Annotated in this window: 18 protein-coding genes; 10 read left to right on the forward strand and 8 right to left on the reverse strand. The window is 54.8% G+C overall.

Annotated elements, in window-relative coordinates; genetic code table 11:
• Window positions 1-9 precede the first annotated feature (9 nt).
• Complete coding sequence (locus tag QWY20_RS02475; protein WP_330127448.1) at window positions 10-864, forward strand: universal stress protein; 855 nt, start codon at window positions 10-12, stop codon at window positions 862-864.
• A gap of 216 nt (window positions 865-1,080) precedes the next feature.
• Here the strand turns inward: QWY20_RS02475 and QWY20_RS02480 are convergent, their stop codons facing one another.
• The 4 genes from QWY20_RS02480 to QWY20_RS02495 all read right to left on the reverse strand — a co-directional run bounded on the left by QWY20_RS02480 (window position 1,081) and on the right by QWY20_RS02495 (window position 5,651).
• Entirely contained in the window at window positions 1,081-2,502 is a 1,422-nt protein-coding gene (locus tag QWY20_RS02480; protein ID WP_330127449.1) for an amidase, read from the reverse strand.
• Window positions 2,503-2,612: 110 nt separating this feature from the next.
• Window positions 2,613-3,323, reverse strand: coding sequence for a M15 family metallopeptidase (locus QWY20_RS02485; protein WP_330127450.1), 711 nt, complete (start codon window positions 3,321-3,323; stop codon window positions 2,613-2,615).
• The gene (locus QWY20_RS02490; RefSeq protein ID WP_330127451.1) at window positions 3,320-4,714 is read right to left on the reverse strand and encodes a Na+/H+ antiporter NhaC family protein; all 1,395 of its coding nucleotides are present in this window, start codon (window positions 4,712-4,714) and stop codon (window positions 3,320-3,322) included. The genes QWY20_RS02485 and QWY20_RS02490 overlap by 4 nt, the downstream gene beginning before the upstream one ends.
• Window positions 4,715-4,934: 220 nt before the next feature.
• On the reverse strand, window positions 4,935-5,651 hold the full coding sequence (locus QWY20_RS02495) for an OmpW/AlkL family protein (protein ID WP_330127452.1): 717 nt from the start codon (window positions 5,649-5,651) through the stop codon (window positions 4,935-4,937).
• 326 nt (window positions 5,652-5,977) lie between these two features.
• Between QWY20_RS02495 and QWY20_RS02500 the strand changes: the two genes are divergently transcribed.
• Window positions 5,978-7,381: a M14 family zinc carboxypeptidase gene (locus QWY20_RS02500; RefSeq protein WP_330127453.1), complete on the forward strand. Its 1,404-nt coding sequence runs from the start codon at window positions 5,978-5,980 to the stop codon at window positions 7,379-7,381.
• Between the two features lie 77 nt (window positions 7,382-7,458).
• On the opposite strand, the gene QWY20_RS02505 is transcribed toward QWY20_RS02500, so the two are convergent.
• Window positions 7,459-8,010 (reverse strand): NADPH-dependent FMN reductase, encoded by a 552-nt coding sequence (locus tag QWY20_RS02505; protein ID WP_330127454.1) that lies wholly within the window; start codon window positions 8,008-8,010, stop codon window positions 7,459-7,461.
• A 49-nt stretch (window positions 8,011-8,059) separates the two neighbouring features.
• Complete coding sequence (locus tag QWY20_RS02510) at window positions 8,060-9,259, reverse strand: exo-beta-N-acetylmuramidase NamZ family protein (protein ID WP_330127455.1); 1,200 nt, start codon at window positions 9,257-9,259, stop codon at window positions 8,060-8,062.
• Window positions 9,260-9,414: 155 nt separating this feature from the next.
• Between QWY20_RS02510 and QWY20_RS02515 the strand changes: the two genes are divergently transcribed.
• The 8 genes from QWY20_RS02515 (at window position 9,415) to QWY20_RS02550 (ending at window position 21,504) form a co-directional block, all read left to right on the forward strand.
• Window positions 9,415-11,271 carry a glycoside hydrolase family 3 protein gene (locus QWY20_RS02515; protein ID WP_330127456.1) on the forward strand — a complete coding sequence of 619 codons (1,857 nt, stop codon included), beginning with the start codon at window positions 9,415-9,417 and terminating at the stop codon, window positions 11,269-11,271.
• Window positions 11,268-12,458 (forward strand): acyltransferase family protein, encoded by a 1,191-nt coding sequence (locus tag QWY20_RS02520; protein WP_330127457.1) that lies wholly within the window; start codon window positions 11,268-11,270, stop codon window positions 12,456-12,458. Before QWY20_RS02515 ends, QWY20_RS02520 begins: the two co-directional genes overlap by 4 nt.
• Before the next feature lie 98 nt (window positions 12,459-12,556).
• The gene (locus QWY20_RS02525) at window positions 12,557-15,142 is read left to right on the forward strand and encodes an EAL domain-containing protein (RefSeq protein WP_330127458.1); all 2,586 of its coding nucleotides are present in this window, start codon (window positions 12,557-12,559) and stop codon (window positions 15,140-15,142) included.
• A 71-nt stretch (window positions 15,143-15,213) separates the two neighbouring features.
• Entirely contained in the window at window positions 15,214-16,122 is a 909-nt protein-coding gene (locus QWY20_RS02530) for a hypothetical protein (RefSeq protein WP_330127459.1), read from the forward strand.
• Window positions 16,106-17,548, forward strand: a complete 1,443-nt coding sequence (locus tag QWY20_RS02535) for an aldehyde dehydrogenase family protein (protein ID WP_330127460.1) — start codon at window positions 16,106-16,108, stop codon at window positions 17,546-17,548. Before QWY20_RS02530 ends, QWY20_RS02535 begins: the two co-directional genes overlap by 17 nt.
• Window positions 17,541-18,494, forward strand: a complete 954-nt coding sequence (gene speB, locus QWY20_RS02540) for an agmatinase (RefSeq protein ID WP_330127461.1) — start codon at window positions 17,541-17,543, stop codon at window positions 18,492-18,494. The genes QWY20_RS02535 and speB overlap by 8 nt, the downstream gene beginning before the upstream one ends.
• A gap of 9 nt (window positions 18,495-18,503) precedes the next feature.
• The gene (locus QWY20_RS02545; RefSeq protein WP_330127462.1) at window positions 18,504-19,379 is read left to right on the forward strand and encodes a helix-turn-helix transcriptional regulator; all 876 of its coding nucleotides are present in this window, start codon (window positions 18,504-18,506) and stop codon (window positions 19,377-19,379) included.
• Window position 19,380: 1 nt separating this feature from the next.
• A complete protein-coding gene (locus tag QWY20_RS02550) occupies window positions 19,381-21,504 on the forward strand; it encodes a gluzincin family metallopeptidase (RefSeq protein WP_330127463.1) in 2,124 nt (707 codons plus the stop codon).
• On the opposite strand, the gene QWY20_RS02555 is transcribed toward QWY20_RS02550, so the two are convergent.
• Both QWY20_RS02555 and QWY20_RS02560 read right to left on the reverse strand, forming a co-directional pair.
• Window positions 21,456-22,493, reverse strand: coding sequence for a metallophosphoesterase family protein (locus QWY20_RS02555; RefSeq protein ID WP_330127464.1), 1,038 nt, complete (start codon window positions 22,491-22,493; stop codon window positions 21,456-21,458). The two genes, QWY20_RS02550 and QWY20_RS02555, sit on opposite strands and share 49 nt — an antisense overlap.
• Before the next feature lies 1 nt (window position 22,494).
• Entirely contained in the window at window positions 22,495-23,448 is a 954-nt protein-coding gene (locus tag QWY20_RS02560) for a phosphodiester glycosidase family protein (protein ID WP_330127465.1), read from the reverse strand.
• Window positions 23,449-23,488: the final 40 nt, after the last annotated feature.

Here is a 23,488-nt window from a genome sequence, read left to right on the forward strand (position 1 = left end):
AGAAATAGCATGATAAAAAAAGTAATGGCCTGCATCGATGCCTCTCCCTATGCTGAGGCGGTCTGTGATTACAGTGTGTGGGCGGCCAATCGCCTGAATGCCCCCTTGTCGGTGCTGCATATTCTGGATAAAGCCCAACACACCAACACGCCGGATTTAAGCGGTACCATTGGCCTTGGCTCACAGGAGATTTTGTTGGAGCAACTGGCCGAACTGGATGAAAAGCACGCCAAGTTGGCGCTGGAGCGCGGCCGGTTAATACTGGATGCCGCTAAGGCGCGTGCTGAAGCGGCTGGTGTCTCCGAAGTGGATGAGCGCTTGCGTCATGGCCACTTTGTCACCAGCTTGCTGGAGCTGGAAGATGAAATCCGTTTGCTGGTGCTGGGCAAGCGCGGCTTTAGCAGTGCCGATGCGCATGGCCAACTTGGGATGCATGTCGAAGGCTTGATCCGCAGCATGCAAAAACCGGTGCTGCTGACCCAGCAACACTTTGTGGAGCCGCACAGCTTGCTGATGGCCTATGATGGCAGCGAAACCGCCACCAAAAGTCTGAATATGCTGGCTGAAAGTCCTTTATGCAAAGGCTTGCCGTGCCATCTGGTGATGGCGGGTGCCGATGTTGAGGCGGCCAGGGCGCAGCTGGAGCAGGCAGCTGAGAAGCTACGCAGTGAAGGCTTTGAAGTGACCGTGGCTATTGTGGCCGGTGAGCCGGATGTGGTACTGAACCAGTACCAGCAGGATCACAACATCGGCTTGTTGGTGATGGGCGCTTATGGCCACAGCCGTATTCGCCAGTTCTTTTTGGGCAGTACCACCACGGCGATGATTAGCAAAGCCAAGTGCTCCTTGCTGGTGCTGCGTTAATTTTGCCAAAGATAAACTGCACCTGAGGGCAGAGTGGTTGGAGTGCTTAGGTAACAGTGGTATAGCTGAATTACTGACATCAGGGGACAAGCCGGCTGGCTGGTACTACTTCCTCCACCGGCTTCAAGGAGCACATCCCTGTGCCCTTTCAGCCTCCGCAGCATCCCTGCTGCTGTTGCGTAAGTAGTACCAACCAACCGTCTTTGCCGGGTTTGGTTAAAGCTCTGGATATTTAGAGGTGTAAAAGTCTTTGGCGACAGTGTCGCTCAGTGCTCTGGCCAACTGAAACACATCGGCTTCCTGGTAGGGGCGGCCGACAATCTGCACCGAGCTCGGTACCCCGTTGTCGCAAAAGCCGTTCGGCATCGCCAGTACCGGGCATTGCCCCAGCGTGTTAAACGGATAGGTCATAAACCAGCCTTTGTTGGCATCCACCTCGACGCCATTGATGTACATGCCATCCTTGCTGTAATCAAAATCGGCTGGCACCTCGCTGGTGGCCAAGGTCGGGCACAGCAGCAGATCGTACTCTTTGAAAATCACCGCCAGCGCATCCCACATGGCGCAGCTGTGCAGATTGGCCTGAAAAATCGCATCGACGGTCAGTTGATCAACCATCTCAAGGTAATGCTGTACATAGGAGGTCAGCTGCTTACGCGCCGCCGGGGCCCCGAATTTTTGCTTTAATGTCATGCCCATCAGAGCTCGCTGATGGATTTTGGCGGTTTCTATCACCCGCTCATCCCAGGCCGGCTCCACTAAGTCTACCTGCACACCCTGCGCCCGCAGCGCTTCAGCGGTGAGGTCGAGTTCACGGCGAATATCGGCCGCTACCTGGTAAAAACCCAGAGTGGGTGCCAGCGCTACTTTTAGTTGCTTTAAGGCTTTGCGTGGTTTTAACTCCGGGTTGTCATCCGGTACAAAGGAATGCGAGTCGATCCAGTCCGGGCCTTTAATAAACGGGTAGAGCAGCAGCAAGTCATCCAGCGTGCGGGTCAGCAGGCTGTGGTGACAGTAAGGGTCAATGTTGTACGGACTGATTTCCGGCACCCGGCCATGCGGTGGTTTGTAGCCATATAGGCCACAAAAGGCGGCTGGGATCCGCACCGAGCCGCCAATATCGGTGCCATTGGCAAAGCTGCACATGCCGGTGGCAACGGCGATTGCGGAGCCGCCGGAAGAGCCACCACAGCTAATCGCCGGGTTCCACGGGTTGCGGCTGACGCCCCACAATTCAGACCAGGTGACGCCGGCGGTAGAAAACTCTGGCGTGGTAGTGCGGCCATGCACGATGGCACCGGCTTGCAGCAGACGGGCGGGTACCGGATCGGTGCTGGTGGCCATGGCTTCGGTCAGCAGGCGGGAGCCATTGGTAGTGATTTGGCCTTCAATGTAGGTTTCATCTTTAATGGCCACGGCCAGGCCTTCCAGTGGTCGAGCCTGGCTTTGGTGCCAGCGGGTAGTGGCCAGCTCAGCTTTGCTCAGAGCATCTTGCTGAAACTGGCTGGTAAAGGCATTGAGTTTGGGATCAAGTGCAGCGATACGCTGCTGATAGGCTTGCATCAGATCGATGGGTGACAGGCTGCCTTGACGGAATTGCTGTAAGATCTCGGTTACCGCTAAATAATGAATGGCCAATGCTGCTCACCTGCTGCCAACGTCAGAAACATGCCACCATTATTGCAGGCGTCAGTCATCAACCAAGTTACTAACCATCGGTTCAGCCGATGGCTGTTTCTGCTTTGGTGTCAGCGCACTACAAAATCAAAGTAGGTGTCCGGGTAGGCCGGTGGCAAATGGGTAAAGTGCCACCACTCCATTGAATAGACGGCAAAGCCTTCGGCTGCCATCAAGTCAATCAGCCGTTGCCGGTTGGCGCGTTGCTCCGGGCTAATGCCGGGGTTATCGACATTGGATACAGGGTCAAATAAATCGAACGGGCTGCCCATATCCAAAGCCTGATAACTGCCCTGACTTAGCCGTTTGGTCAGGGTTAAATCCACCGTGCTGCCCCGGCTATGGCCCGAGCGGGCAGCGATGTATTGGCCGACCAGCTCGTCTTTACCAAGATTGGGATAAAAGGTGTCTTTGGTGCGGGTATCGGCTAAATCTTCGGACCAGCGTACAAAATGATCGACCGCCCGTTGTGGCCGGTAGCAATCAAAAATGCGCAGGTTGTAGCCCTGTTGCCAGGCGGCTTGCCATACCCGCTGTAGTGCATAGGCGGCATTGGCTTGCAGGAAACATTTATTGGCTTCGTAGCCATCGACCTTGTTGCCAACAAAGTTATTCGGACCAAAATAGGCAATGTGGAACTCGGCTTGGGGAATAAGCTCGGCCATATCGTAAAAGTCGGCCGGTTGCTTGCCCGGGTTTAGCGCCGGTGGTTCGGTTTGGCTGGCACAGGCACCAAGCAACAGGGTGCCTGCAGCGCAGCTTGCAATGGTTAATTTCTTCATCCAATCATTACCCATCCGGAAATCATGAAGGCGAAAAACGCCAGAATGCCGCAGAACAGTGCATAGGGCAGCTGGGTTTTCACATGCTCCAGCAGATCACAGCCAGCCGCTACCGAGCTGACCGCAGTGGTGTCCGAGATAGGCGAGCAGTGATCGCCAAAGACGCCGCCACTTAAAATCGCCGCCAGAACCAACTCGGGTGGCAGGCCCAGTACCATCACCATCGGCATGCCAATCGGAATCAAAATGGCAAAGGTGCCCCAGGAGGTACCGGTGGTAAATGAAATCATGGCGCCGGCTAAAAACAGCAAGGCTGGGATCAGAAACAGCGGCAGGGCATCGCTGACAATGGAGGCGATAAAGTCACCAGTACCCAATTGGCGCATGCTGGCACCAAGGGCTAAGGAGAGCAGCACGATGGTGACCAAGGGCAGCAATTCGTTCATGCCTTTAAAGCCAATACCCACCAGCTCTTTATGACTAAAGCGGCGGCTAATCAGCATCATGCTGTAGGCAATCAGGCAAGCCAGGGTGGTGGCGTACAGCACCGATTTCGAGCCGGAACCATCGACCAGGTTGCCATTACCGGTCCACATCATAAAACCCACCATACCAAATACCAGAGTCAGTAATGGCACTAGCATAAAGGATGGGTGGCTGGGCGCAATTTCCAGCTCGGTGTGTTTATCCAGCGTATTCAGCTCTTTTTCCGACTGGCGCATCGGGCCATAAATTTTGCCGCTGATAATGGTGTACAGCACCACACAGAGTGTGATGATGGCGTAAAAATTCAGCGGTATGGTGCCAATCAGAACGGCAATGGTGCTTTTTTCCAGCTCGTACATGGAAACCAGGCCAAGAATATAGGCACCCCAGCCATTGAGCAGGATCAGGATACATATGGGGGCGCTGGTGCTGTCGATAATGTAAGCCAGCCTGGCCCGGCTCATTTTAAATTTATCGAACAAACCGCGGGCGGTAATACCGGCAGTCAGTGAGCTCAAGTTGGACTCGATAAACACCATAATGCCGATAAAAAACGTCAGCAAACCGGTCTGGCGCTGATTACGGGCAATGCCTTTTTTCACAAACAGCTCGACCATGGCCGAGACTCCACCGGAGTAGCGCATATAGGCCAGCACAGCCCCGACCATCAGGGAGAACATCAGCAGGCGGGCGTTGTCGGTGGAAGAGGTCACACCGACAATGCGCTCCAGGGTTTGCACCGGCCCATCCAGCAGGGCCGAACCAACCCCAAATTGGCCCGCTTGCAGTAGCAACAACAGTTCGGCGCTGCACAACGAGACCAGTAAGGCCAGAATCACTTCTTTACGCCACAGCACAACCGCAATGGCCACCAGGGCCGGTAGGATGGTTAACCAATCAGACAAAATACGCTCCCCAGAATGCTTAATCTTATTACTAAATTATTCTTATTAAGCCTGCAAAGTTGGAATAAATCAATATTTACGCGTGCAGCGAAACGCATTCACCGGCAAGGATACTGTAGAGCAGGAAGGGGAGCTTGTCATTCCCTGCTTGAGGGTAAACGCAGCAACCACAGCAGCAGTCAGACTGCTGCTGTGGTTGGGAAGGACAGAATGAAGCGGCTTAGCGGAAAGTGTAGCGCAGACCAAGCATCACAATGGTCGGGTCGATGCTGACATCCACCGGTTGTACATTTGCACCGTTGATTTTCACCATAGCATCGGTATCGATATCGGCCCAGGCGATCATCGCATGCAGGCCCCAGTTGTCGCTGAGCTTGTAGTTAAAACCGGCTTGCAACGCGACACCTACCGAGTTTTTCAGCGATAAAGACACATCATCCCCGGCCTCGGCAGCACCGATAGCAACCAGGGTGTCTTTGAGCTCAGGAGCCACTTTTTCTGAGAAAAACACCGTGTAGTTGAGGCCCGCGCCCACAAAAGGCCGAAAATCGGCATTGACGCTGCCAAAGTTGTACTGTGCCAGCAAGGTTGGCGGCAGATGCTTGGTTTTTCCTACCGGCAGGCCATCCACGGCTGAGCCTTTTACTTTGATGTTATGCGAGAACGGGGTGGCAGCAATCAATTGTACACTCCAGTGCTCGTCCAGTGCATAGTCAAAGGTCAGGCCCAGCTGGGTGTTGCTGTTCACTCCGACCTTGGCCGAGTTGGCTGGCAAGCCGGCAACGCTTTCTACCACGTTCAGATAAGAACTGTCGTCATTCGGGCTGACGTTGATGGCTCCGACATTGACACTGAAATTGGCCAGTGCCAGCGGGGAAAACAGGGCCGCCGCGATGGCCGATACTTGAAGCGCTGAAGTCAATTTGTTGTTGTGCATGGCATACTCCATTTGGGATAGGTTCTGGCCGCTATTGTGCTGAAGTGGGTGATTAAAAACCTGTGCCAGATCAAGCTTTCCCTGCAATTCCTATGGCTTTAGTGCAAAACTTTGATGCAGATTAAGTTTTGCCGTCATTGCATAAAAACTAAAATATTCCTGAGTTTTGTTGAGATTGGAATAAATAATCAATACACTGAAGCAGGAACAAATACGATAAAGCGCAGGTGAAGGCGGCAGGCGGTGCAGGCACCCCTTTCGTGGTGTTGTACTATGCTTAGCAGGCGTGCACACTGCGTGCTGAGCCTGACTAATAAGGAGTTGCTATGAAGTGGTTGGTTGCACTGGGGGTTTGTCTGGGACTGCTAAGCGGAGTCAGCGCCATGACAGTGGAAGAATTTGATGCGTTCAAGCAAGAGGGGCTGGATAAGCCGGTGATCCGCTTTGGCGATATTGCACCTTTACTGGAACAACACCGGCAAAATCCGATGTTTGAATTTACCGAGTTAGGTCATTCACTGCTGGGTACCCCCATTTATCAGATCAAAATGGGCCGGGGTGATACCAAAGTACTGGCCTGGACGCAGATGCACGGTGATGAGCCCACCGCCACAGCGGCGATTTTTGATTTGCTGAAATTTATTGCTGATGATGCCCAGAGCATGTGGCGTGAAAGTTGGATGGAGCATATTACGCTCTATATTATCCCGATGGTGAATCCGGATGGTGCCGAGGTCAATACCCGGGTGAATGCTCAGGGCATTGATATCAACCGGGATGCGCTGGTGCTGCAAAGCCCGGAAGGCCGTATTCTGATGGAAGCTGCCAAGCGCATTGAGCCGCACTATGGTTTTAACCTGCATGATCAGAACCGCTTTCATGCCGCGGGCGATGCGAAAAACCCGGCCACCATTTCCTTGCTGGCGCCTGCCTTTAACGAAGCACGGGACATCAATGAAAGCCGCAAACGGGCGATGCAGTTGATAGCCTATGTCAAGCCACTGATTGACCAGGAAATTCCGAACCATTTGGGCCGCTACGATGATACCTTCTCGGTGCGCTCTTTTGGCGATACCTTTTCCTCGTTTGGCATCAGCACGGTGCTGGTGGAGGCCGGTGGCCATCGCAACGATGACAACCGCCAGGTTGCCCGCCGGCTGAATTTTCTGATGTATGTGAAGTGGCTGAATGGCATTGCCAGTGGCAGCTACCGCACGGCCGATGTGGCCGATCACGATGCGATCCCCTTTAATCAGCGTGGCATGAAAGATGTGCTGATTCACAATGTGACTTTTACGCTGAATGAGCAGCCGGCGCTGCTGGATCTGGCGTTTGATCTGGATTGGGAAGCCAGCCGCCGTGCCCGGATTGACGACATTGGCGACTTATCTATCTTTGGTGCCTACCACAGCTTTGATGCCGAAGGGCTGCACTTTAAAGCCGGGCGTGCTTACCGGCTAACCGAGCCACTGACGCTGGAGCAAGCACAATACATTGAGTTACTGCGCGCTGGCTACACCCATTTTATTGGTGATCAGGAGCTGCTGCGCAACAACAGTCGCTTGCCGGTGTTGATCAATCCAACGCAGCGTTTACCCCGTGAGGCATTGGCCCGTCAGCAAAGTGCCACCTTCTTGCTGCGCAATGAGGATGGTGTGCAGTATGCGGTAGTGAATGGTCAGGTAATTGAACTGGACCGCGGCCGGGTGATGTATCGCTACGGTAGCTAATAGCGCTTAAGGCGAATGAAAAAAAGCGAAGGTTAGCCCCTTCGCTTTTTTGTTGATTCGGGAGCTCTGGCTAGAGCTTATTTCACCCCATGCAATTGCTGATGCCAGTCTTTCAGTGCCTGCAGGCTGTGCAGCAGTTTTTCCTGCAGTTTTTCATCCTGCAAGCTGCCGTCGGTATCGAAGTTGTCGTTAAAGGCGCTGGCAAAAAATTCGGGTTTGGTCATTACCTGCAGATCCAGATAAACGCAAATTTGCCGCAGATGGTACTGCGCCCGGGCGGTGCCCATGCCACCACCGGCACCAATCAAAGCCGCTGCTTTGCCGCGCAGCAGGTGGTTATCCGGCTCGCGTGAGGCCCAGTCCAGTGCATTTTTCAGCGCAGGCGCTACCGAATAGTTGTACTCGGTGCAGGCCAAAAGCAGCGCATCGGCTTCGGTAAACTCCTGCAATAAGTGCTCGACTGCTGGAGGCTTTTCTGCCAAATCGGCGTTGTACAGCGGTACCTCCAGCAAGTCGGCAATATGGATTTTCATGCCGGCAGGGGCATGGGCCTGCGCATAGCGCAGCAGTCCCCGATTGGTGGATTTTGCCCGCAAGCTGCCGCTCAGGCCAAGTACCCTTAATGTCATGCTGTGTTCCTTCGCTGTTGTTGGTGCTGTTACCAAGCCTAGATGGCGCTTAAGGGTAAAGCAAATACGGCTGACGTTGTTGCAGAAAAGCCTCAAGCCCTGGTTGCCAGCTGGCACGAATATCGGCTTCCTGCACACCTGCTTGCAACTGCAGACGCAATTGATCGGTCCCTGCCAGCCGGTCCATAAAAGTTGGCGAAGTAAACAGTGGCTGCTCTTGCTCAGCAAAGCGTTGCTGCCAGCTGAGCAAATAACTCAGATCCAGCCCGCCCGCCGGCACCTGACGTAAGTCCTGGCCATAGACGGTTTTATCTTGCAGCGGGGGCGTCAGAGCTGCGCCCGGGGTGGAGACCGGCGTAAAGAAGAATGCTGCGCTGAGATCCTCGGTCAGGCCGAACTGATCAAACCCAAGTACCTGAAAAGGGAAGGGGGTACCGCGACCGACACTCATCGGGGTGGCTTCAAAAAAGCCCAGCGAGGCATAGAGCGCAATGGACTGATCATTGGGCAAGTTGGGGCTGGGACGGACCGGCAAGGAATAATGCTGTTTGCGTTGGTACTGCTGCATCGGGATCACGGTCAGTTGCAGGGCTTCAGCATTGGGGATCCAGCCTTCGCCCTGGATCATCAGCGCCAGCTCGCCCACCGTCATGCCATGCAGCAGTGGAATGGGGTGCATGCCAACAAAAGACTGAAACGCCAGGTCCAGGACCGGACCATCGACATAACGACCATTCGGGTTAGGCCGGTCTAAAATAAGCACTTCGGTGCCTTCGGCGGCGGCAACCTCCATCAGATAATGCATCGAGCTGATGTAGGTGTAATACCGCACGCCAACATCCTGAATATCGAAAATAACCAGATCCAGGGCGCGCATCAGCTCAGCCGAGGGTTTACGGTTACTGCCATACATCGAGGCTATCGGCAGGCCGGTGCGCTGGTCGACACTGTGATCGACCTTGGCACCTGCATCATGATCGCCACGAAAACCATGCTCAGGCGCGAAAATTGTCACAATGTTTACCCCTTCAGCCAGCAGCACATCGACCAGGTGTTGCTCGCCAACCAGAGAGGTTTGATTGACCAATAAGCCGACTTTTTTTCCCTGCAATAACGGCAAATAGAGTCCGCTTTGCTCTGCACCGAGTTGCAAGGGTGCTGCTTCAGCCTGGGCTGGCGGTGTTGGCTGGCAGGCCGTGAGTAACAACAGCAAAGATGGCAGCAGCAGGCACTGACGTAGCAAAAGCATGGTATTATTCTCAAAAACAGGAACTTAGTTACTTTATAGCATGCCAAAGCCCCAGTGCGAACCCCCCCGGCGGGGAATAAGCGCTCTGGGATTTAGCTTGTATGCTGGTGATCAATCCGGGGTAAGATGGCGATAACAATTTCAGGGAGTCGGCGATGCGATGTGGGATCTGGTTAGGCAGTGTCATGGCGATGACGCTATCGATGGGCAGTCTGGCAGAGCCAGTGCCGCTGCGAACTGTGTTGGCACAAAAAATCATGCTGGACTTGCGTTATTATTGCACTGAGCCGGTACCGGCCGGGCATTGCCGTACTCCGATGACCGAACTACCGGCAGCGTTGGCAGACCTTATCAGCGGCAGTGAGCTTGGTGGCGTGATTCATTTTGCCGAAAATCTGCAGGACAGCGGCCAAATTAAGCGTTTGAACCAGCAGTTGCAGCAGGCGGCCAGCCTCAGCCGGCATGCATGGCCGCTATTTATTGCGGTGGATCAGGAAGGTGGCCGGGTAGCACGTTTGCCAAAACATCAGGCCACCACCTTCAGTGGCAATATGGCCATTGGTGCTACCTACCATGCACATGGTGTGCGTTATGCGAACCAGGTTGCCCAAGTGCAGGCCAAAGAGTTGCTGGCGCTTGGCTTTAATCTAAATTTTGCTCCTACCGTTGATGTGAACAACAACCCGGTCAACCCGGTGATCAATGTGCGTGCTTTTGGCGATGATCCCGCCATGGTGGCTGAGCTTGGCGGCGCTATGGTAGCAGGCATGCAACAGCAGGGGCTGCTGAGTGCGCTGAAGCATTTTCCCGGCCATGGCGATACCGAAGTCGATAGTCATCTGGGTTTGCCGCAAGTTCGACACGATCTGGAGCGGATCCGCGCGGTCGAACTGGCCCCTTTTGCAATGATTATCCGTCAGCAGCCGCCGGCGATGATTATGACTGCGCATATCCAGTTTCCGGCACTGGATAACAGTACCTTGCCGGCGAAGGATGGCCGGGCTTTGCTAAAACCTGCCACGCTGTCACGTCGCATTCTGACTGACCTGCTGCGCAACGAGCTGGGGTATCAGGGGGTGGTGGTGACCGATGCACTGGATATGAAAGGCATCAGTGACTACTTCAGCCCAGAGCAAGCCGTGCAATACGCTTTTGCCGCCGGTGCCGATATCGCCTTGATGCCCGTGAAAATTCAAAGCCCGGCCGAGCTTCACCAATTGGATACGCTGCTGGATGCACTGGAGCAGCAAGTGGCTGATGGCACTCTGGATGAAACAGAGCTGCGGGCGTCTTTTGCCAGGATCCAAGCACTAAAGCAACAGCTACCAACACAACAACCGGATAGCGGAGTACTTGCACATCCCGAGCACCGGGCGCTGGAGCAAGCACTGGCCCGGGACAGCATTACGTTGCTGCGTAATCGTGATCAATTGTTGCCTTTGGCGGTGCGGCCGGAACCGGCTGAATTAGATCAGCCCTGGTTGCTGCTGATGCCCGATAGCAGCCGTTGTCAGGCCATGCTGGCAGCTTTGCAGCAGCGACGCCCTGCCATGCCGATGCAATGTGCCAGTCTGCTGAGCGAAGATTGGCCTGCAGTGCTCAGCCAGTTGCAGCAAAGCAGCGTGCTGATTAGTGCCTTCGTCACACCTATGCCAAGCCTTGCCGAACTCGGTGGCCTGGATGATGTGGCGGCGCTTGGCGGTTTGCAGCGTGCCTTTGTGCAACAGCAGCAGCGGTTGCAACAGGCCATGGCAGATGCCAAAGCCCTGTCGATCCCTCAGGTATATATCAGCCTGCGTAGCCCCTACGATGTCGAGCAGTTCGGCCGGGATGCCGATGCGGTACTGGCCAGTTACGATTATCATACGGTGCGTTCTGTGGACACAGGCGAGCATCGTGGGCCGGCCTTTGAGGCCCTGGCCGATGTACTGCTTGGGCTCTATCCTGCGCCAGGCAGAGTACCAGTACAATTACCCGGCGCTGTGCCTGCATCTGAAGGGAAGCGACCATGACACTCTGGTGGCAGCGCCATGCCGATGGCATTTTGCAGCAGTTGCCCGCTGATCGGCTGCTGGCACTGGATGTGTTTCGTGGCCTGACCATTACCGCCATGATCCTGGTGAATAACCCCGGCAGCTGGGCCTACATCTATGCACCGTTGCGTCATGCCGACTGGCACGGCTGGACACCCACCGATCTGATCTTTCCGTTTTTTATTTTTATTGTCGGTGTGTCGATGCAGCTTAGCCTGTGCAAGCACCAGCGCAGCCCTGGTGTGCAATTACAGGCTGGGGCACTGCGTAGCCTGAAACTGATTGGGCTCGGGTTGTTGCTGGCATTGTCGTACTACAATCTGCGCGATGCCAATTTTGACTGGGTAGCGCAGCGTTTACTGGCACTGCGTTATCCAGGTGTCCTGCAGCGGATTGGCCTGGTGTATTTTTGCTGTCTGTTGTTGGTGCTGTGGTTGCCCTGGCGCGGCCGTTTGCTGGCAGCTCTGGCATTATGCGGCCTTTATCTGCTGGGAATCTACGGTATTTCCTACCAGGACGATGCCGGCAACAGCTATCGCGGCTTGCTGGAGCATGGTAACAGTTTTGCTGCCTGGCTGGATCATAACTTGCTGGGCCCAAACCATGTGTATTACCGCAGCGCGAGCCCTTTTGCTTTTGATCCCGAAGGGCTCTGGTCCACTTTACCAGCCATCAGCAGCTGTCTGGCCGGTGTGCTTACTGCGCAGTGGCTGCAACAACCGGGTGCGCTCAGTGGCAAAATCAAAGCCATGCTGCTGGCCGGGCTGGCTGCAGTGCTGTTGGCCGAGCTTTGGCATGGCTGGCTACCTATCAACAAACCCTTGTGGACACCCAGCTACGTGCTGCTGAGCACCGGTTATGCCTGGCTGGTGCTGGCGGCCTGTTTATGGCTTTGTGATGTAAAAGGGTACCGACGCTGGACAGCGCCCTTTGTGGTGTTTGGTGCCAATGCCATCTTATTCTTTGTGTCGGCAGGGCTGGCTGCCCGCTTGCTGTCGATGATCCCGGTTGGAGACACTGTGCTGCAGTCCTGGCTCTATCGTCACTGGTTTCAACCGCTATTGGGTCACTACAACGGTTCGCTCGCATTTGCATTGTGCTTTTTAGCCCTGGCTTACCTGGCCATGTATGGCTGTTACCGTAAAGGCTGGATTTGGAAAGTCTGAATCAGCCAGCGCTGATTGAGCCTGCTGCTTGAACACTGGTTTGCATTTTCAGGGACATGACTTAAGCTTGAGGTTAAGTCATTAACAGAATTGAAACCATGCGCCTTCTTGCAGGCTTTGCTTTTGCCGGATGCTTGTTGTTTGTCTTTCCTGCCATCAGTTCGTCGCAGTCGGCGGTTGAACCTGTCAAAACCCTGGTGGTTGGCATCTACCACAATCCTCCAAAACTGCGGGCTGCCGACGATGGCAGCCCGTCCGGTATTCTGGGGGAGCTGCTGGTAGAAATAGCTCAGCGTGAGGGCTGGCAGTTGCAGGCGGTGTCGTGCGATTGGATCTACTGTCTGCGCTTTTTACTGGAGGGTGAAATCGACCTGTTGCCGGATATGGCTTATACCGAGCAACGAGCTGAGAGCTTTAGCTTTCATCAGGTACCTGCCTTGTACAGCTGGTCTCAGTTGTATGGACAGGGTGGGGTACTGGTGACCGATATAGAGGATCTGGCCAATCAGCGGATAGCGGTGCTAAGCGGCTCGGTGCAGCAAAGCTATTTAGAGCAGCAGTTGCAGCAACAGGGCTTGGTCGCCGAGCTGGTGCCGACAGAATCGCTGGCTGAAGGTTTCGCCTTGCTGCAGGCGGGGCGTGTCGGGCTGGTTGCCGCCAATCATTACTTCGGCCAGCAATGGGCAAGTCGCCATCAACTGCAGGCCAGCCCCTGGTTGTTTCAACCCAGTCAGTTGTTCTATGCCAGCCGCCATGGTCAGCAGCTGGATGTGTTGCAACAAATCGATAGCTACCTTGAGCGCTGGCAGCAACAACCCGGCTCGCCCTATTATCAAATCTTAAGCCGCTGGGGAGCGGCAGAACTGGAAAGCAGCAGGCAGCAACATTCCCGCAATCTGCTGTTGTTAGTGATAAGCCTGTTATTGCTGGTGCTGGGGGGCGCTCTGGTTCTGCGCTGGCAGGTCAAAGAAAAAACCCGCCACTTGCAAGCCAGTGAGACCCGTTTGAATACCATTTTGGACACGGTAGATGCCTATATTTTCATTAAAGATACCCAGCTGTGTTATCAGTACGTCAATAAGAAAGTTGCGGAGTTTTTTCGGTGCAGCCCGGAGGATGTGATAGGGCATAACGACTTCGCATTCTTTGATCACACCACGGCGCAGCAGTTGCAGGCGAATGATCGTGAGATACTGGAGCGTGGTGAGCGCAAGGTTCGCGAAGAAGAAAATACCACCAATGATGGCCGGCTGACCCGGCATTTTTTAAGTGTGAAGATCCCGCTGCGCAAGCCGGATGGGCAGATCTATGCCTTGTGCGGTATTTCGACCGATGTGACAGAGCTCAGGCAACAACAAAAAGCGATTCATCAGCTGGCCTTTTACGACGCCTTAACGGGGTTGCCGAATCGACGTCTGCTGCTGGACCGCTTGCAGCAGGCTTTTGCCTTGCATCAGCGTCAGCAGCAACAGGGTGCCTTGATGTTTATCGATTTGGATCATTTTAAAGATTTAAACGATACCTTAGGCCATGCGGTTGGCGACGAGCTTTTGGTGGACATCGCCAATCGCTTGCAGCAGGGGATCCGTTCCTGCGATACCCTGGCCCGGCTTGGTGGCGACGAATTCGTGCTGTTGCTGCAGGAATTGCCGGATGACGAGCAGCGTGCCTGGCAGCGGGTGCAGGTAATTGCAGAAAAAGTACTGCAGCTGATCAATCAACCGGTGCAACTGCAACTGCAGCCCTATCAGCTTTCGGCCAGTATTGGCGTGGCGATGTTATCCGATGGCGACTCGGTGGATGAACTGGTGCAGCGGGCCGATATGGCGATGTACGATGCAAAAGGAAGGGGCCGCAACCGGGTGCGGTTTTTTAACCAGCAAATGCAGGTAGATATTACTGAGCGCACCATACTCACCAATCGTTTGCGTCAGGCGATGGAAAAAGGCGAGTTGTATCTGGCTTACCAGCCCCAGTTTGATCAGCAGCAAGGCATCAGCGGTGCTGAAGTGCTGTTGCGCTGGCAGCATCCGGAGCATGGTCCTTATGCACCGGCCGATTTCATTCCGATAGCAGAGGCGACCGGGCTGATTCTGCCGATTGGCCAATGGGTGTTGCAGCAAAGTTGTCGCTTACTGGCCGATTGGGCAAAAGAACCGGGGTGTCAGCACTGGCAACTGGCGGTCAATATCAGCCCGCGCCAGCTGCATGATACCCATTTTGTCGAGCAACTGACCGCTATTTTGCAACAGACGGAAGCACCAGCCGAAAACTTGCTGCTGGAGATCACTGAAAGTCAGCTGTTGGAAGATACCGAGTTAGCGCTGCGCCATATCCATCAACTGGCGGCCATGGGGATCCGTTTTGCCCTGGATGATTTTGGTACCGGCTATTCGTCCTTGCAGTACTTAAAAACCTTGCCACTGAAGCAACTGAAAATTGATGCCTCTTTTGTACGCGATCTGCTCAAGGACAGCAGCGACGAAGCCATCGTACGCACGATCCTGGCGTTGGGGCAAAGTCTGGAGCTGGAAGTGATCGCTGAAGGCGTAGAAACCGCAGACCAGTTCAAGGCGCTGTATCAGATGGGGTGTCGTCAGTTCCAGGGCTATTACCTGGCAAGGCCGGGTTCACTGGAACAGCTGTACCAATCATGCCCGCCAAACCATAGGCCAGACCGATAGAAGCCAACATGCCGGCCCGGCATCCCCCTGCTAGCATCAAACCAGGATCCCCCTGAACAGGTAGGTAATTGATGCATGCTGTAGTGCTGTTTTTAACCTTTTTCTCAGTGTTAAGCTTGGCCGGATGCTCGCCGGCACCAGAGCCAAAGCAAACTGAAACGGTGTTGATGATCGTTGCTGATGGCCGTGACTATGCTTTTGAGCGTGGTGAAGGTCAGTACCGGGTGCGCTTTAATTACACCGGTGACAACTGGACCCATGCCGATGTTGCGGCCATTCAGGTACAAACCACTCAGCCCATCGCCATCTTGCCGCAGCAGTACACCTCGCCGGGCAAGATGATGCCCGGTGCCTTTGTAAACGGCGCCAACATTGGCCGGCTCTGGAATGAAATCACTCAGCAGGAAATGGCGCAGCGGCTGCAAGCGCTGGGCTTTTTTGTGCTGACGCCGAGCATTCAAATGTACAGCGAAGATCTGGATGGCTATCAGGGCTTTGAGCACTTCATTGCTGCCATTCATAAAGGCAATGACCATGTGCAAACGGTGCTGTTGACCGCCGATGCCCACGATCCCAATGCGCAAAATCCCTTACCCGGTGCCCAGATGCTGGTGACTGGCACCAATCCGCGCAACAAGGCCTGGGAGCAGTTGATCCAAGACTACATTGCGCCTTTTTACCAGCAGGTTGGGCTCGGCAATCAGGGGGCCAGGGTGCGAGGCGGTTTATCGGATGTGGAAGGCTCGTCGGCTGCCTGGCACCCGCTGATTGAACGGGCTGCCGAATATGGGGCGACCGTCAGCATTATGGAAGTGAGCCGTGCCATTGATATCGTGGAGCAGGTCGGCTCGATGGAAGCTGGTCGTGATTGGGCGGCCCCTTTGTTTGATGCCGTGGCGCTGGCGATGGCCGATTATGCCTGTAAGCAAGGCTTTGACCTGCCAATTTGTAAGGAGCTCTCAGATGTTGCAACGTATTAATGCCCATTTTATCAATGGCAGCTGGCGTACTGTCGCGGCGCCAGAGTGGTTTACCCTGGTCAATCCGGCCACGGAAGAAGCCATCAGTTGCGTAGCCCGGGCCGATGCCGCCATGGTCAACGAAGCCATCGCAGCGGCTTATCATGCACAGGACGCCTGGGGACGACTGGATTTTACCGAGCGAGCGCTGTATCTGCAGCAGATGGCCGACTACTTAACCGCGCACCGTGATGAGTTGGCGCAGGCCATCACTGACGAGCTGGGCTGCCCGCTCTGGTTTAGCCGCGAGGTGCAGGTGGACGATCCCATCGATGCCTTGCGCAATCATGTCGGCTTTGCTGCCACCTTGCAGCGCGAGCAATCATGGGATGCCCGGCTCAAAGTGCGTAAAGAGCCTATTGGGGTTTGTGGCTTGATCACCCCCTGGAATTACCCTTTGCATCAGCTGATTGCCAAGGTGGCACCGGCATTGCTGGCCGGCTGCCCGGTGATTGTGAAACCGGCTGAGCAAACGCCACGCAGTGCCATTATTCTGGCGATGGCGGCCGAAGCGGCCGGGCTGCCTGCCGGGGTATTTAACCTGGTGCTGGGCTGTGGCGAGCAAATTGGCACCATTTTGTGTCAGCACCCGGATGTGGATTGCATTTCCTTTACCGGCTCAACCCGGGTTGGCCGGCTGATCCAGCGCAACTGCGCCGACACGGTGAAAAAAGTCTGTCTGGAGCTGGGTGGTAAATCGGCCTTTATTATCGGCCAGACCGCTCATCTGGCTGAAGCCGTTCAGCTTGGGGTCGAAGATGTGATGCTGAACTCGGGCCAGACCTGTGTGGCGCTCACCCGGATGCTGGTACCGGCGGAGCGCTATGAAGAAGCTTGTACGCTGGCAGCCGCAGTTGCCAGTCAACTAACGATTGGCGATCCGAAAGCCGAAGACAGTTTTCTGGGGCCAGTGGTCAGCCAGCAGCAATACCAGGCGGTGCTGCAGTACATTGAGCTTGGGCTGGACGAAGGGGCGCGCCTGCTTTGTGGTGGCACTGAGCGGCCGGCAGGGCTTGCGCAAGGTTATTACATAGCTCCGACCATTTTTGCCGATGTGCACAACGAGATGCGCATCGCCCGTGAAGAAATTTTTGGGCCGGTGCTCTGCATTATTCCTTACAGTGATGAAGACGAAGCCCTGCGGCTGGCCAACGACTCACCCTATGGCTTAAGTGGCCGGGTTTGGGCCGATGATGACGCCGAGCGAGAGCGACTGGCGCTCGGCATCCGGGCGGGGCTGATTTTTACCAATGGTGCTGAATGGCACAATGCCGCCCCTTTTGGTGGTTTTAAGCAATCCGGCTATGGCCGTGAGCTGGGCCTGGCTGGGGTGGAGGAGTTTCTGACGCTGAAATCCATCGTGACAGAGGAGCAACAGCATGACTGAGCGGGTATTGAATCAACCCTTAAGTGGCAATGAGATGCCACGCTTTGGCGGCCCGGCCAGCTTTATGCGGCTGCCGCAAGCTCAGGAGCTGGCAGAGCTGGATGTTGGCTTTATTGGTGTGCCCTTTGATATCGGCACCTCGAACCGACCCGGTGCCCGGCTGGCGCCCCGGCAGATCCGGGATGAGTCCCGCATGCTGCGTCCTTACAACATGGCGACCCGGGCGGCGCCCTTCGATAGCTTGCAAATTGCCGATATCGGCGATGTCGCCATCAACACCTTTAACTTAAGCAAAAGCATCGACATCATCGAGCAGCATTACCAGCAGGTGCTGGCTGCCGATGTGACGCCGCTGACCATGGGCGGCGATCACACCATCGCTTTACCAATTTTGCGGGCGATGAAGCAAAAATACGGCCCGGTAGCCCTGGTGCATGTCGATGCCCATGCCGACATCAATGAGCATATGTTTGGCGAGCGCATCGCCCATGGCACGCCCTTTCGCCGGGCGGTGGAAGAAGGCTTATTGCAGTGCGATAAGGTGGTGCAAATTGGCCTGCGCGGCACCGGCTATGCGGCCGATGACTTTGACTGGCCGCGTCAGCAGGGTTTTCTGGTGGTGACCGCAGAAGAATGTTGGGGTAAATCCTTGCAATCTTTGATGGCGCAGGTGCGGCAGCGGATAGGCAATCAGCCGCTGTACTTATCCTTTGATATTGATGGCATTGATCCGGCCTATGCGCCTGGCACCGGTACGGTGGAGATTGCCGGTTTGACGGTGCCACAGGCACTGGAAATTATCCGCGGCTGCGCTGGCCTTAACTTGGTGGGTGCCGATCTGGTGGAAGTATCGCCACCCTACGATCCGTCTGGCAATACCGCTTTGCTGGCGGCCAACCTGCTGTTTGAAATGCTGTGCGTCTTGCCCGGCGTTAAGCGCCGCTAAGGAGATCCTATGTCAACTTATGCATCCCCAACCGATATGCTGGCCTGGAGCCAGGCCTTACTTAGTTGCCAACAGGCTTGTGGTAAACCCCGCTTTTATCAACAGCTTGAATGTCTGTTGCAGTTGCTACTGCCAGCCGATGAGTACCTGGTGCTGATGTTTGATCCCAAAAGGCCTCCTGAGTTGTTGCATCAACGTCATGCGCTCACAAGCGATGACTTTGAGCGCTACTTAAAGTCGGCTTATGTGCTGGATCCGTTTTACCGCAAAGGCTTGCAACAAAATTCCCAGGGGGTTTTCAGGCTACGCGACATTCTGCCGGCCGATTATCAGGATTATGATCAGTACTACAACAGCTATTTCCGCCATCTGAAAATAGCCGATGAAGTGGGCTATCTGATCCCCTTGCCGGCTGAACGGCGCTTTGTGCATATTGAACTGGCCCGCTTTGCCGGTGCTGAATTGTTCGATTGTGCCCAACTGGAGCAAGCGCGGCAGTTGTTTGAATTGGTTGCCAGTCTGGTGATCCAGCATCAACAGCAGTTGCCTTTTCAGCAAGCCGGCAGTTGCCCGGAGCACGATTACATCGAAACCTTTTACCGGCGCTTTGGCAGTGAGGTGTGTACGCCGCGGGAGCACGAAGTGCTCTGTTACATGCTGCAGGGCTACTGCGTGAAAACCATTGCCAGCCAGATGCAGCTGGGGCTGGAAACGATAAAGATGCATCGAAAGAACTTGTATGCCAAACTCAATATCGGCTCGCACCCGGAGTTGTTGGCCCTCTTTATTGACTTACTGACTGTCACAGAACCGCCGGTACGCTGTGATCCATTGCGGCACAATCCCAGGCTGCAGTACAGCCCGGCCTTATCGGAAGCCTGTTGATATGCGTTTTTGCTGTTTGCTTTTGCTGTTGTCCTTGCCGCTGCAGGCGGATTGGTTTGCTCCGCTGGATTTGCCTACACCCACCTTAGTGCGCACCGCGACCGGAGAGCCCGGCCCTGAGTACTGGCAGCAACAAGTGGATTATCGCATTGAGGCCAGGCTTGAGCCTGCCACTGGCCTGCTTCAGGCCGAAGCTGAGGTGCGCTATCACAATGCTGCGCCTCAGGCGTTGCCGATACTTTGGTTTGAGTTCCCGCTGCAGCGGCTGGCAGAGCCAGAGGCTGCGCCGTCGCTGCGGCAGCTGCCCAAAGGGGTAAGGCCGCCTGTCCAGCCAGAGTACCAATCGTCCGGTCTTGAAAGCCTGCAGGTTTTTACTGGCAACAAAGCTTTGGAGCTGCGGCAGCAGGGCACTTTTTATGGCGTGGTGTTGCCAGAGTCTTTGCCAGCTGGCGCTGTGGCCGAGCTGCGCTTTGTCTGGCAGCTAAAGCTGCCAAACCGGCTGGATCCGCGGCGGCCGCGCGCTGGGGTCGAGACGTTGCCCGATGGCCGAACTTTGGTAGCTTTAACCCAGTGGTATCCCAGAGCAGTGGCATTTAGCGATCAGCGCGGCTGGGATCTCACGCCATTTTTAGGCGATGCCGAATTTAATCTGGAGCTGGGCAACTTTGATGTGCGTCTTCAGGCACCGGCCGATTACCTGCTGTTTGGCACTGGCGAGCTGCAAAACCCGGATGTTTTCACTGTCGATGAACGCCAGCACTGGCAAGCCGCCAGTGGTCAGAGCCGGGTTACCCAGGCCGGTGATGCCAGCACATGGCGGCAGTGGCATTTTAAAGCAGAGCTGCAGCGCGACTTTGCCCTGGTCGCCGGCAATGCCTGGCGCTGGCAAACCAAACTGCTGGATTTGCCCGACCAGCAGGTGCGGTTGCAGGTGGCATTTCCGGATAACGGCCGCTGGCTCTGGCAGCGCTATGCGCTGGCTGCGACCGAGCACAGTGTGCGGCAGTTGCAGGCTTATCTGGGGCCCTTTTCGGTCAACACCCTGACCATTGCCAATATCGCTGGCATAGGTATGGAGTTTCCCGGCCTGAAACTGGTGGGCTTTCGCGGGCCGGATGCCGCTATCGACGGGCCCGCTCCGGCTTACAGCCGAACCCAGAAACACGATGTCCTGGGCGGCATCATGCATGAAGTGGCCCATGCGTATTACCCGATGCTGGTCAATACCGACGAGCGGCGCGAAGGCTTCTTCGACGAGGGCATTGCCAGCTTTTTGGCCTATTTGCTGGAACAAAGCTGGAGCCGCAGCTTTCAAAGTTTTTACGGTGATCCGGCCGGAGTAGCGCCCGCCATGCTGCGTGCCGATTACCAGGCACCGGTAACCCGGGCCGATCACTTCGTCCACAAGCTCGACTCGCACTACCATGTGCCGGCAGTGGCGCTGGTGATTTTGCGCCAGCAGCTGCTGGGCGCCGAGCGTTTTGATCAGATCCTGCGTGATTTCACTGGCCTATGGGCCGGTAAACGCCCTTATTTCGCCGACTTTATCCGCTTTGTCAGTGCGCAAAGCGGCCTGGAGCTGGACTGGTTCTGGCGCGGCTGGTTTTTCTCCGACCGGCATGTCGATATTGCTTTAACCAAGGCCGAGATCCTGCTGAAAAAGCCAGAAAGCTCAGAGCAGCTATCAAGCTTTTTGCGTCAGCTAGCCCGGCGCGATGGTACGCCCGTGCTACCATTGCCTGATAGCCTGACAGCTGAGGTGGAGCAGCAGTTGGCCTTGCAGGATCATTACTCCGCGCAGGATGATTTTGGCGTGCTTGGCCAAGCCGATTGGCAGCCTGTGGCTGAAGGGCAGTGGCTGCGTCTTGAACTGCACAATCGTGGCGGTATCCCAATGCCCATTGAGGTGCAAATCAGCACGGCTGATGGTATGCAGCACCAACTGCAGTTGCCGGTGGATAGCTGGCGCGCTACCCAGCAACAACTTGAACTGCATTTGTGGCTAAACAGCAGCGAGCCGGTAACGGCGGTAGAGCTGGACCCCAATCGGGTGAGTGGCGATGTCAACCCAGCCAATCAGCGTATTTCCGGGCCTTTGCCGGTGGTGTTGCTGCCGGCTTCGTAAGTCAACGATTGCTTTGGCCAGCGCCACAATGGGATGGGCTGTGCGTCAATAAATGGAGGTAACTCGTCCAGGGAGAAAGGTTGTTGATGCTCCAGATCCCAATGCTTAAAACGGATCTCCTGGCCGATATGCAGCATGGTCATCACATGGCGGGGGGCGGAGGCCGACAGCAGTCTGCGCGCAGGTACCCCGCCAGCCATCAATAAACCAAGATGACCAAGCTTTGCTTTGTAAAATGCATGCTGATGACCACTGATGTACCAGTCGACTTTGGTTGTTTGCATTACATCAAGCAGAAACTCTGTCTGTTCCAAGCGCTCGCCTGGCTGCATCCTGCCTTCTGCAACCGCTACCAGCGGCAAGTGTCCAACAACCAGGCGAAAACGGGCATCTTGTACTACCGACGCGTTTAAGGTAGCTGTTAGCCAATTTTGTTCAGCTGTACTGAGTGTTGCGCCGGATGCATCGATTACCACAATGGCAATGTCATGCCAAAGCAGGCTGTAATAAAAGGGATAATGGCTATCATCCAGCAGCTGCAAATCAGAACTCTGTGGCCGATGTCTTTGCCAAAACTGTTCGGCTTGCTGTCGCTCCATCGCAAAAAGGTAATGACCAAGGGGGCTCAAAGCACGGGAACCATCATGATTCCCTATGACGGGTAGCCACACTCCTCCTTGTTGCTGAATGGGGTGCAGCATGTATTGCTCAAACGCATACCACATGCGGTTGACTTGATGTGAAGACAGCTCTTTTTTTTGACCGGCGATAACATCCCCAATTGATAAAATCAGTTGAGGCTGACGTTCCAGCGTCAATTGCAACCATTGTTGACTTAAAAGAGGGTACTCGGTGCTGCCGTAGCGGCCATTGATATCACCCATCAGTGCAATTCGAAGTGCTGTGTTTTGCTCTGAGGCTGTTACCTCCATTGCTGTGGCAGCACCAGGCAGGAGTAGCAATAGACTGGTTAGTAACGTGGTAAACATATTACTCTTCCTGCAAGATAGTTAATGCGATAGGCACTGGTCGAAATTGATTAAATACCGATGTTTCCAGCACCTGCAGGGCACTTGAGCCGCCACCATCCAGGTTGATAGCACCTTCTATATCTAAATCAAGCAAATGTTTGGGCAGTTCTGTTAAGGTCATGGCATTGCTAACAACCAGCAGAATCTCTCCCTGTGCCGTGAAGCCGATGGCGGTTCTGGGGCGAATATCGTTCAGCTCTACGCCTGAACCCCAAAAAATTTCTTCATCGTAACTTAGGGTAACAGCACCATTTTTGAGCAACACAGGGCCTCCTCCAATTGCCATTTTCAACGCTGGTAACTGCTCCCCCTCGTCAGAGCGTGGTGCGGGAAGTGGTGTATCAGAATTGCGTTGGTAAGGAAGAGGCTGCGAGTAATGACGAATATCCGTCTTTTGATCGCCAAAATGGTAAATCCAGCCAACATCACTACGCCCTTCAGTATCCAACCAAAATAGTGCGCGCATTACTGGATAACTTTTATTGTAACGGGTTAAAGCAGCGATATTTTTGCTAAGCACTTCTTCTCCATAAACCGCAGCAGAGTATGGCTGACTTCCTCCAAAATAACCGCCATTGATAGCACCCATCAATCCAGGGAGCTGGATTTGATCCAGCGTTTGTGCCGGTGAAAGGCGAACCGGAGCCAGGGCAAGTGGAGCATTGGCGTCAAGCCGGATGTACCAGGCTGAAAATGATGTGCTTCCGGGTTTATGGCCTTGATAAAATTGCATGCCGGTGGGTAAGTTTTCATTGTCTTGCAATTGCCAGACAATACGATCGCTAATTGGCGCAGGCTCCCGGGCCACACTGTCTTCTGCGCTGCTGCCACAACCAATTAGCAAGTAAACCACAATCACTATTCCGGTTGACTTTCGAATTTGATGCAGTCTGCTTATCAATAATTGAATCATGAAAACGTTCTCCGTTTAGGGCAATGAAGCAGCACTGTAA

The sequence above is a fragment of the Alkalimonas cellulosilytica genome, assembly GCF_036325985.1.
GTDB classification, from domain to species: Bacteria; Pseudomonadota; Gammaproteobacteria; order Enterobacterales; family Alteromonadaceae; genus Alkalimonas; species Alkalimonas cellulosilytica.

What these genes read in the sequence shown, in the direction of transcription:
- QWY20_RS02475 (WP_330127448.1), top strand. Translation starts at nt 10, where the DNA reads ATGATAAAAAAAGTAATGGCCTGCATCGATGCCTCTCCCTATGCTGAG.
- QWY20_RS02485 (WP_330127450.1), bottom strand. Translation starts at nt 3,323, where the DNA reads ATGAAGAAATTAACCATTGCAAGCTGCGCTGCAGGCACCCTGTTGCTT.
- QWY20_RS02495 (WP_330127452.1), bottom strand. Translation starts at nt 5,651, where the DNA reads ATGCACAACAACAAATTGACTTCAGCGCTTCAAGTATCGGCCATCGCG.
- QWY20_RS02500 (WP_330127453.1), top strand. Translation starts at nt 5,978, where the DNA reads ATGAAGTGGTTGGTTGCACTGGGGGTTTGTCTGGGACTGCTAAGCGGA.
- QWY20_RS02505 (WP_330127454.1), bottom strand. Translation starts at nt 8,010, where the DNA reads ATGACATTAAGGGTACTTGGCCTGAGCGGCAGCTTGCGGGCAAAATCC.
- QWY20_RS02510 (WP_330127455.1), bottom strand. Translation starts at nt 9,259, where the DNA reads ATGCTTTTGCTACGTCAGTGCCTGCTGCTGCCATCTTTGCTGTTGTTA.
- QWY20_RS02515 (WP_330127456.1), top strand. Translation starts at nt 9,415, where the DNA reads ATGCGATGTGGGATCTGGTTAGGCAGTGTCATGGCGATGACGCTATCG.
- QWY20_RS02520 (WP_330127457.1), top strand. Translation starts at nt 11,268, where the DNA reads ATGACACTCTGGTGGCAGCGCCATGCCGATGGCATTTTGCAGCAGTTG.
- QWY20_RS02525 (WP_330127458.1), top strand. Translation starts at nt 12,557, where the DNA reads ATGCGCCTTCTTGCAGGCTTTGCTTTTGCCGGATGCTTGTTGTTTGTC.
- QWY20_RS02530 (WP_330127459.1), top strand. Translation starts at nt 15,214, where the DNA reads ATGCATGCTGTAGTGCTGTTTTTAACCTTTTTCTCAGTGTTAAGCTTG.
- QWY20_RS02535 (WP_330127460.1), top strand. Translation starts at nt 16,106, where the DNA reads ATGTTGCAACGTATTAATGCCCATTTTATCAATGGCAGCTGGCGTACT.
- speB (WP_330127461.1), top strand. Translation starts at nt 17,541, where the DNA reads ATGACTGAGCGGGTATTGAATCAACCCTTAAGTGGCAATGAGATGCCA.
- QWY20_RS02545 (WP_330127462.1), top strand. Translation starts at nt 18,504, where the DNA reads ATGTCAACTTATGCATCCCCAACCGATATGCTGGCCTGGAGCCAGGCC.
- QWY20_RS02550 (WP_330127463.1), top strand. Translation starts at nt 19,381, where the DNA reads ATGCGTTTTTGCTGTTTGCTTTTGCTGTTGTCCTTGCCGCTGCAGGCG.
- QWY20_RS02555 (WP_330127464.1), bottom strand. Translation starts at nt 22,493, where the DNA reads ATGTTTACCACGTTACTAACCAGTCTATTGCTACTCCTGCCTGGTGCT.
- QWY20_RS02560 (WP_330127465.1), bottom strand. Translation starts at nt 23,448, where the DNA reads ATGATTCAATTATTGATAAGCAGACTGCATCAAATTCGAAAGTCAACC.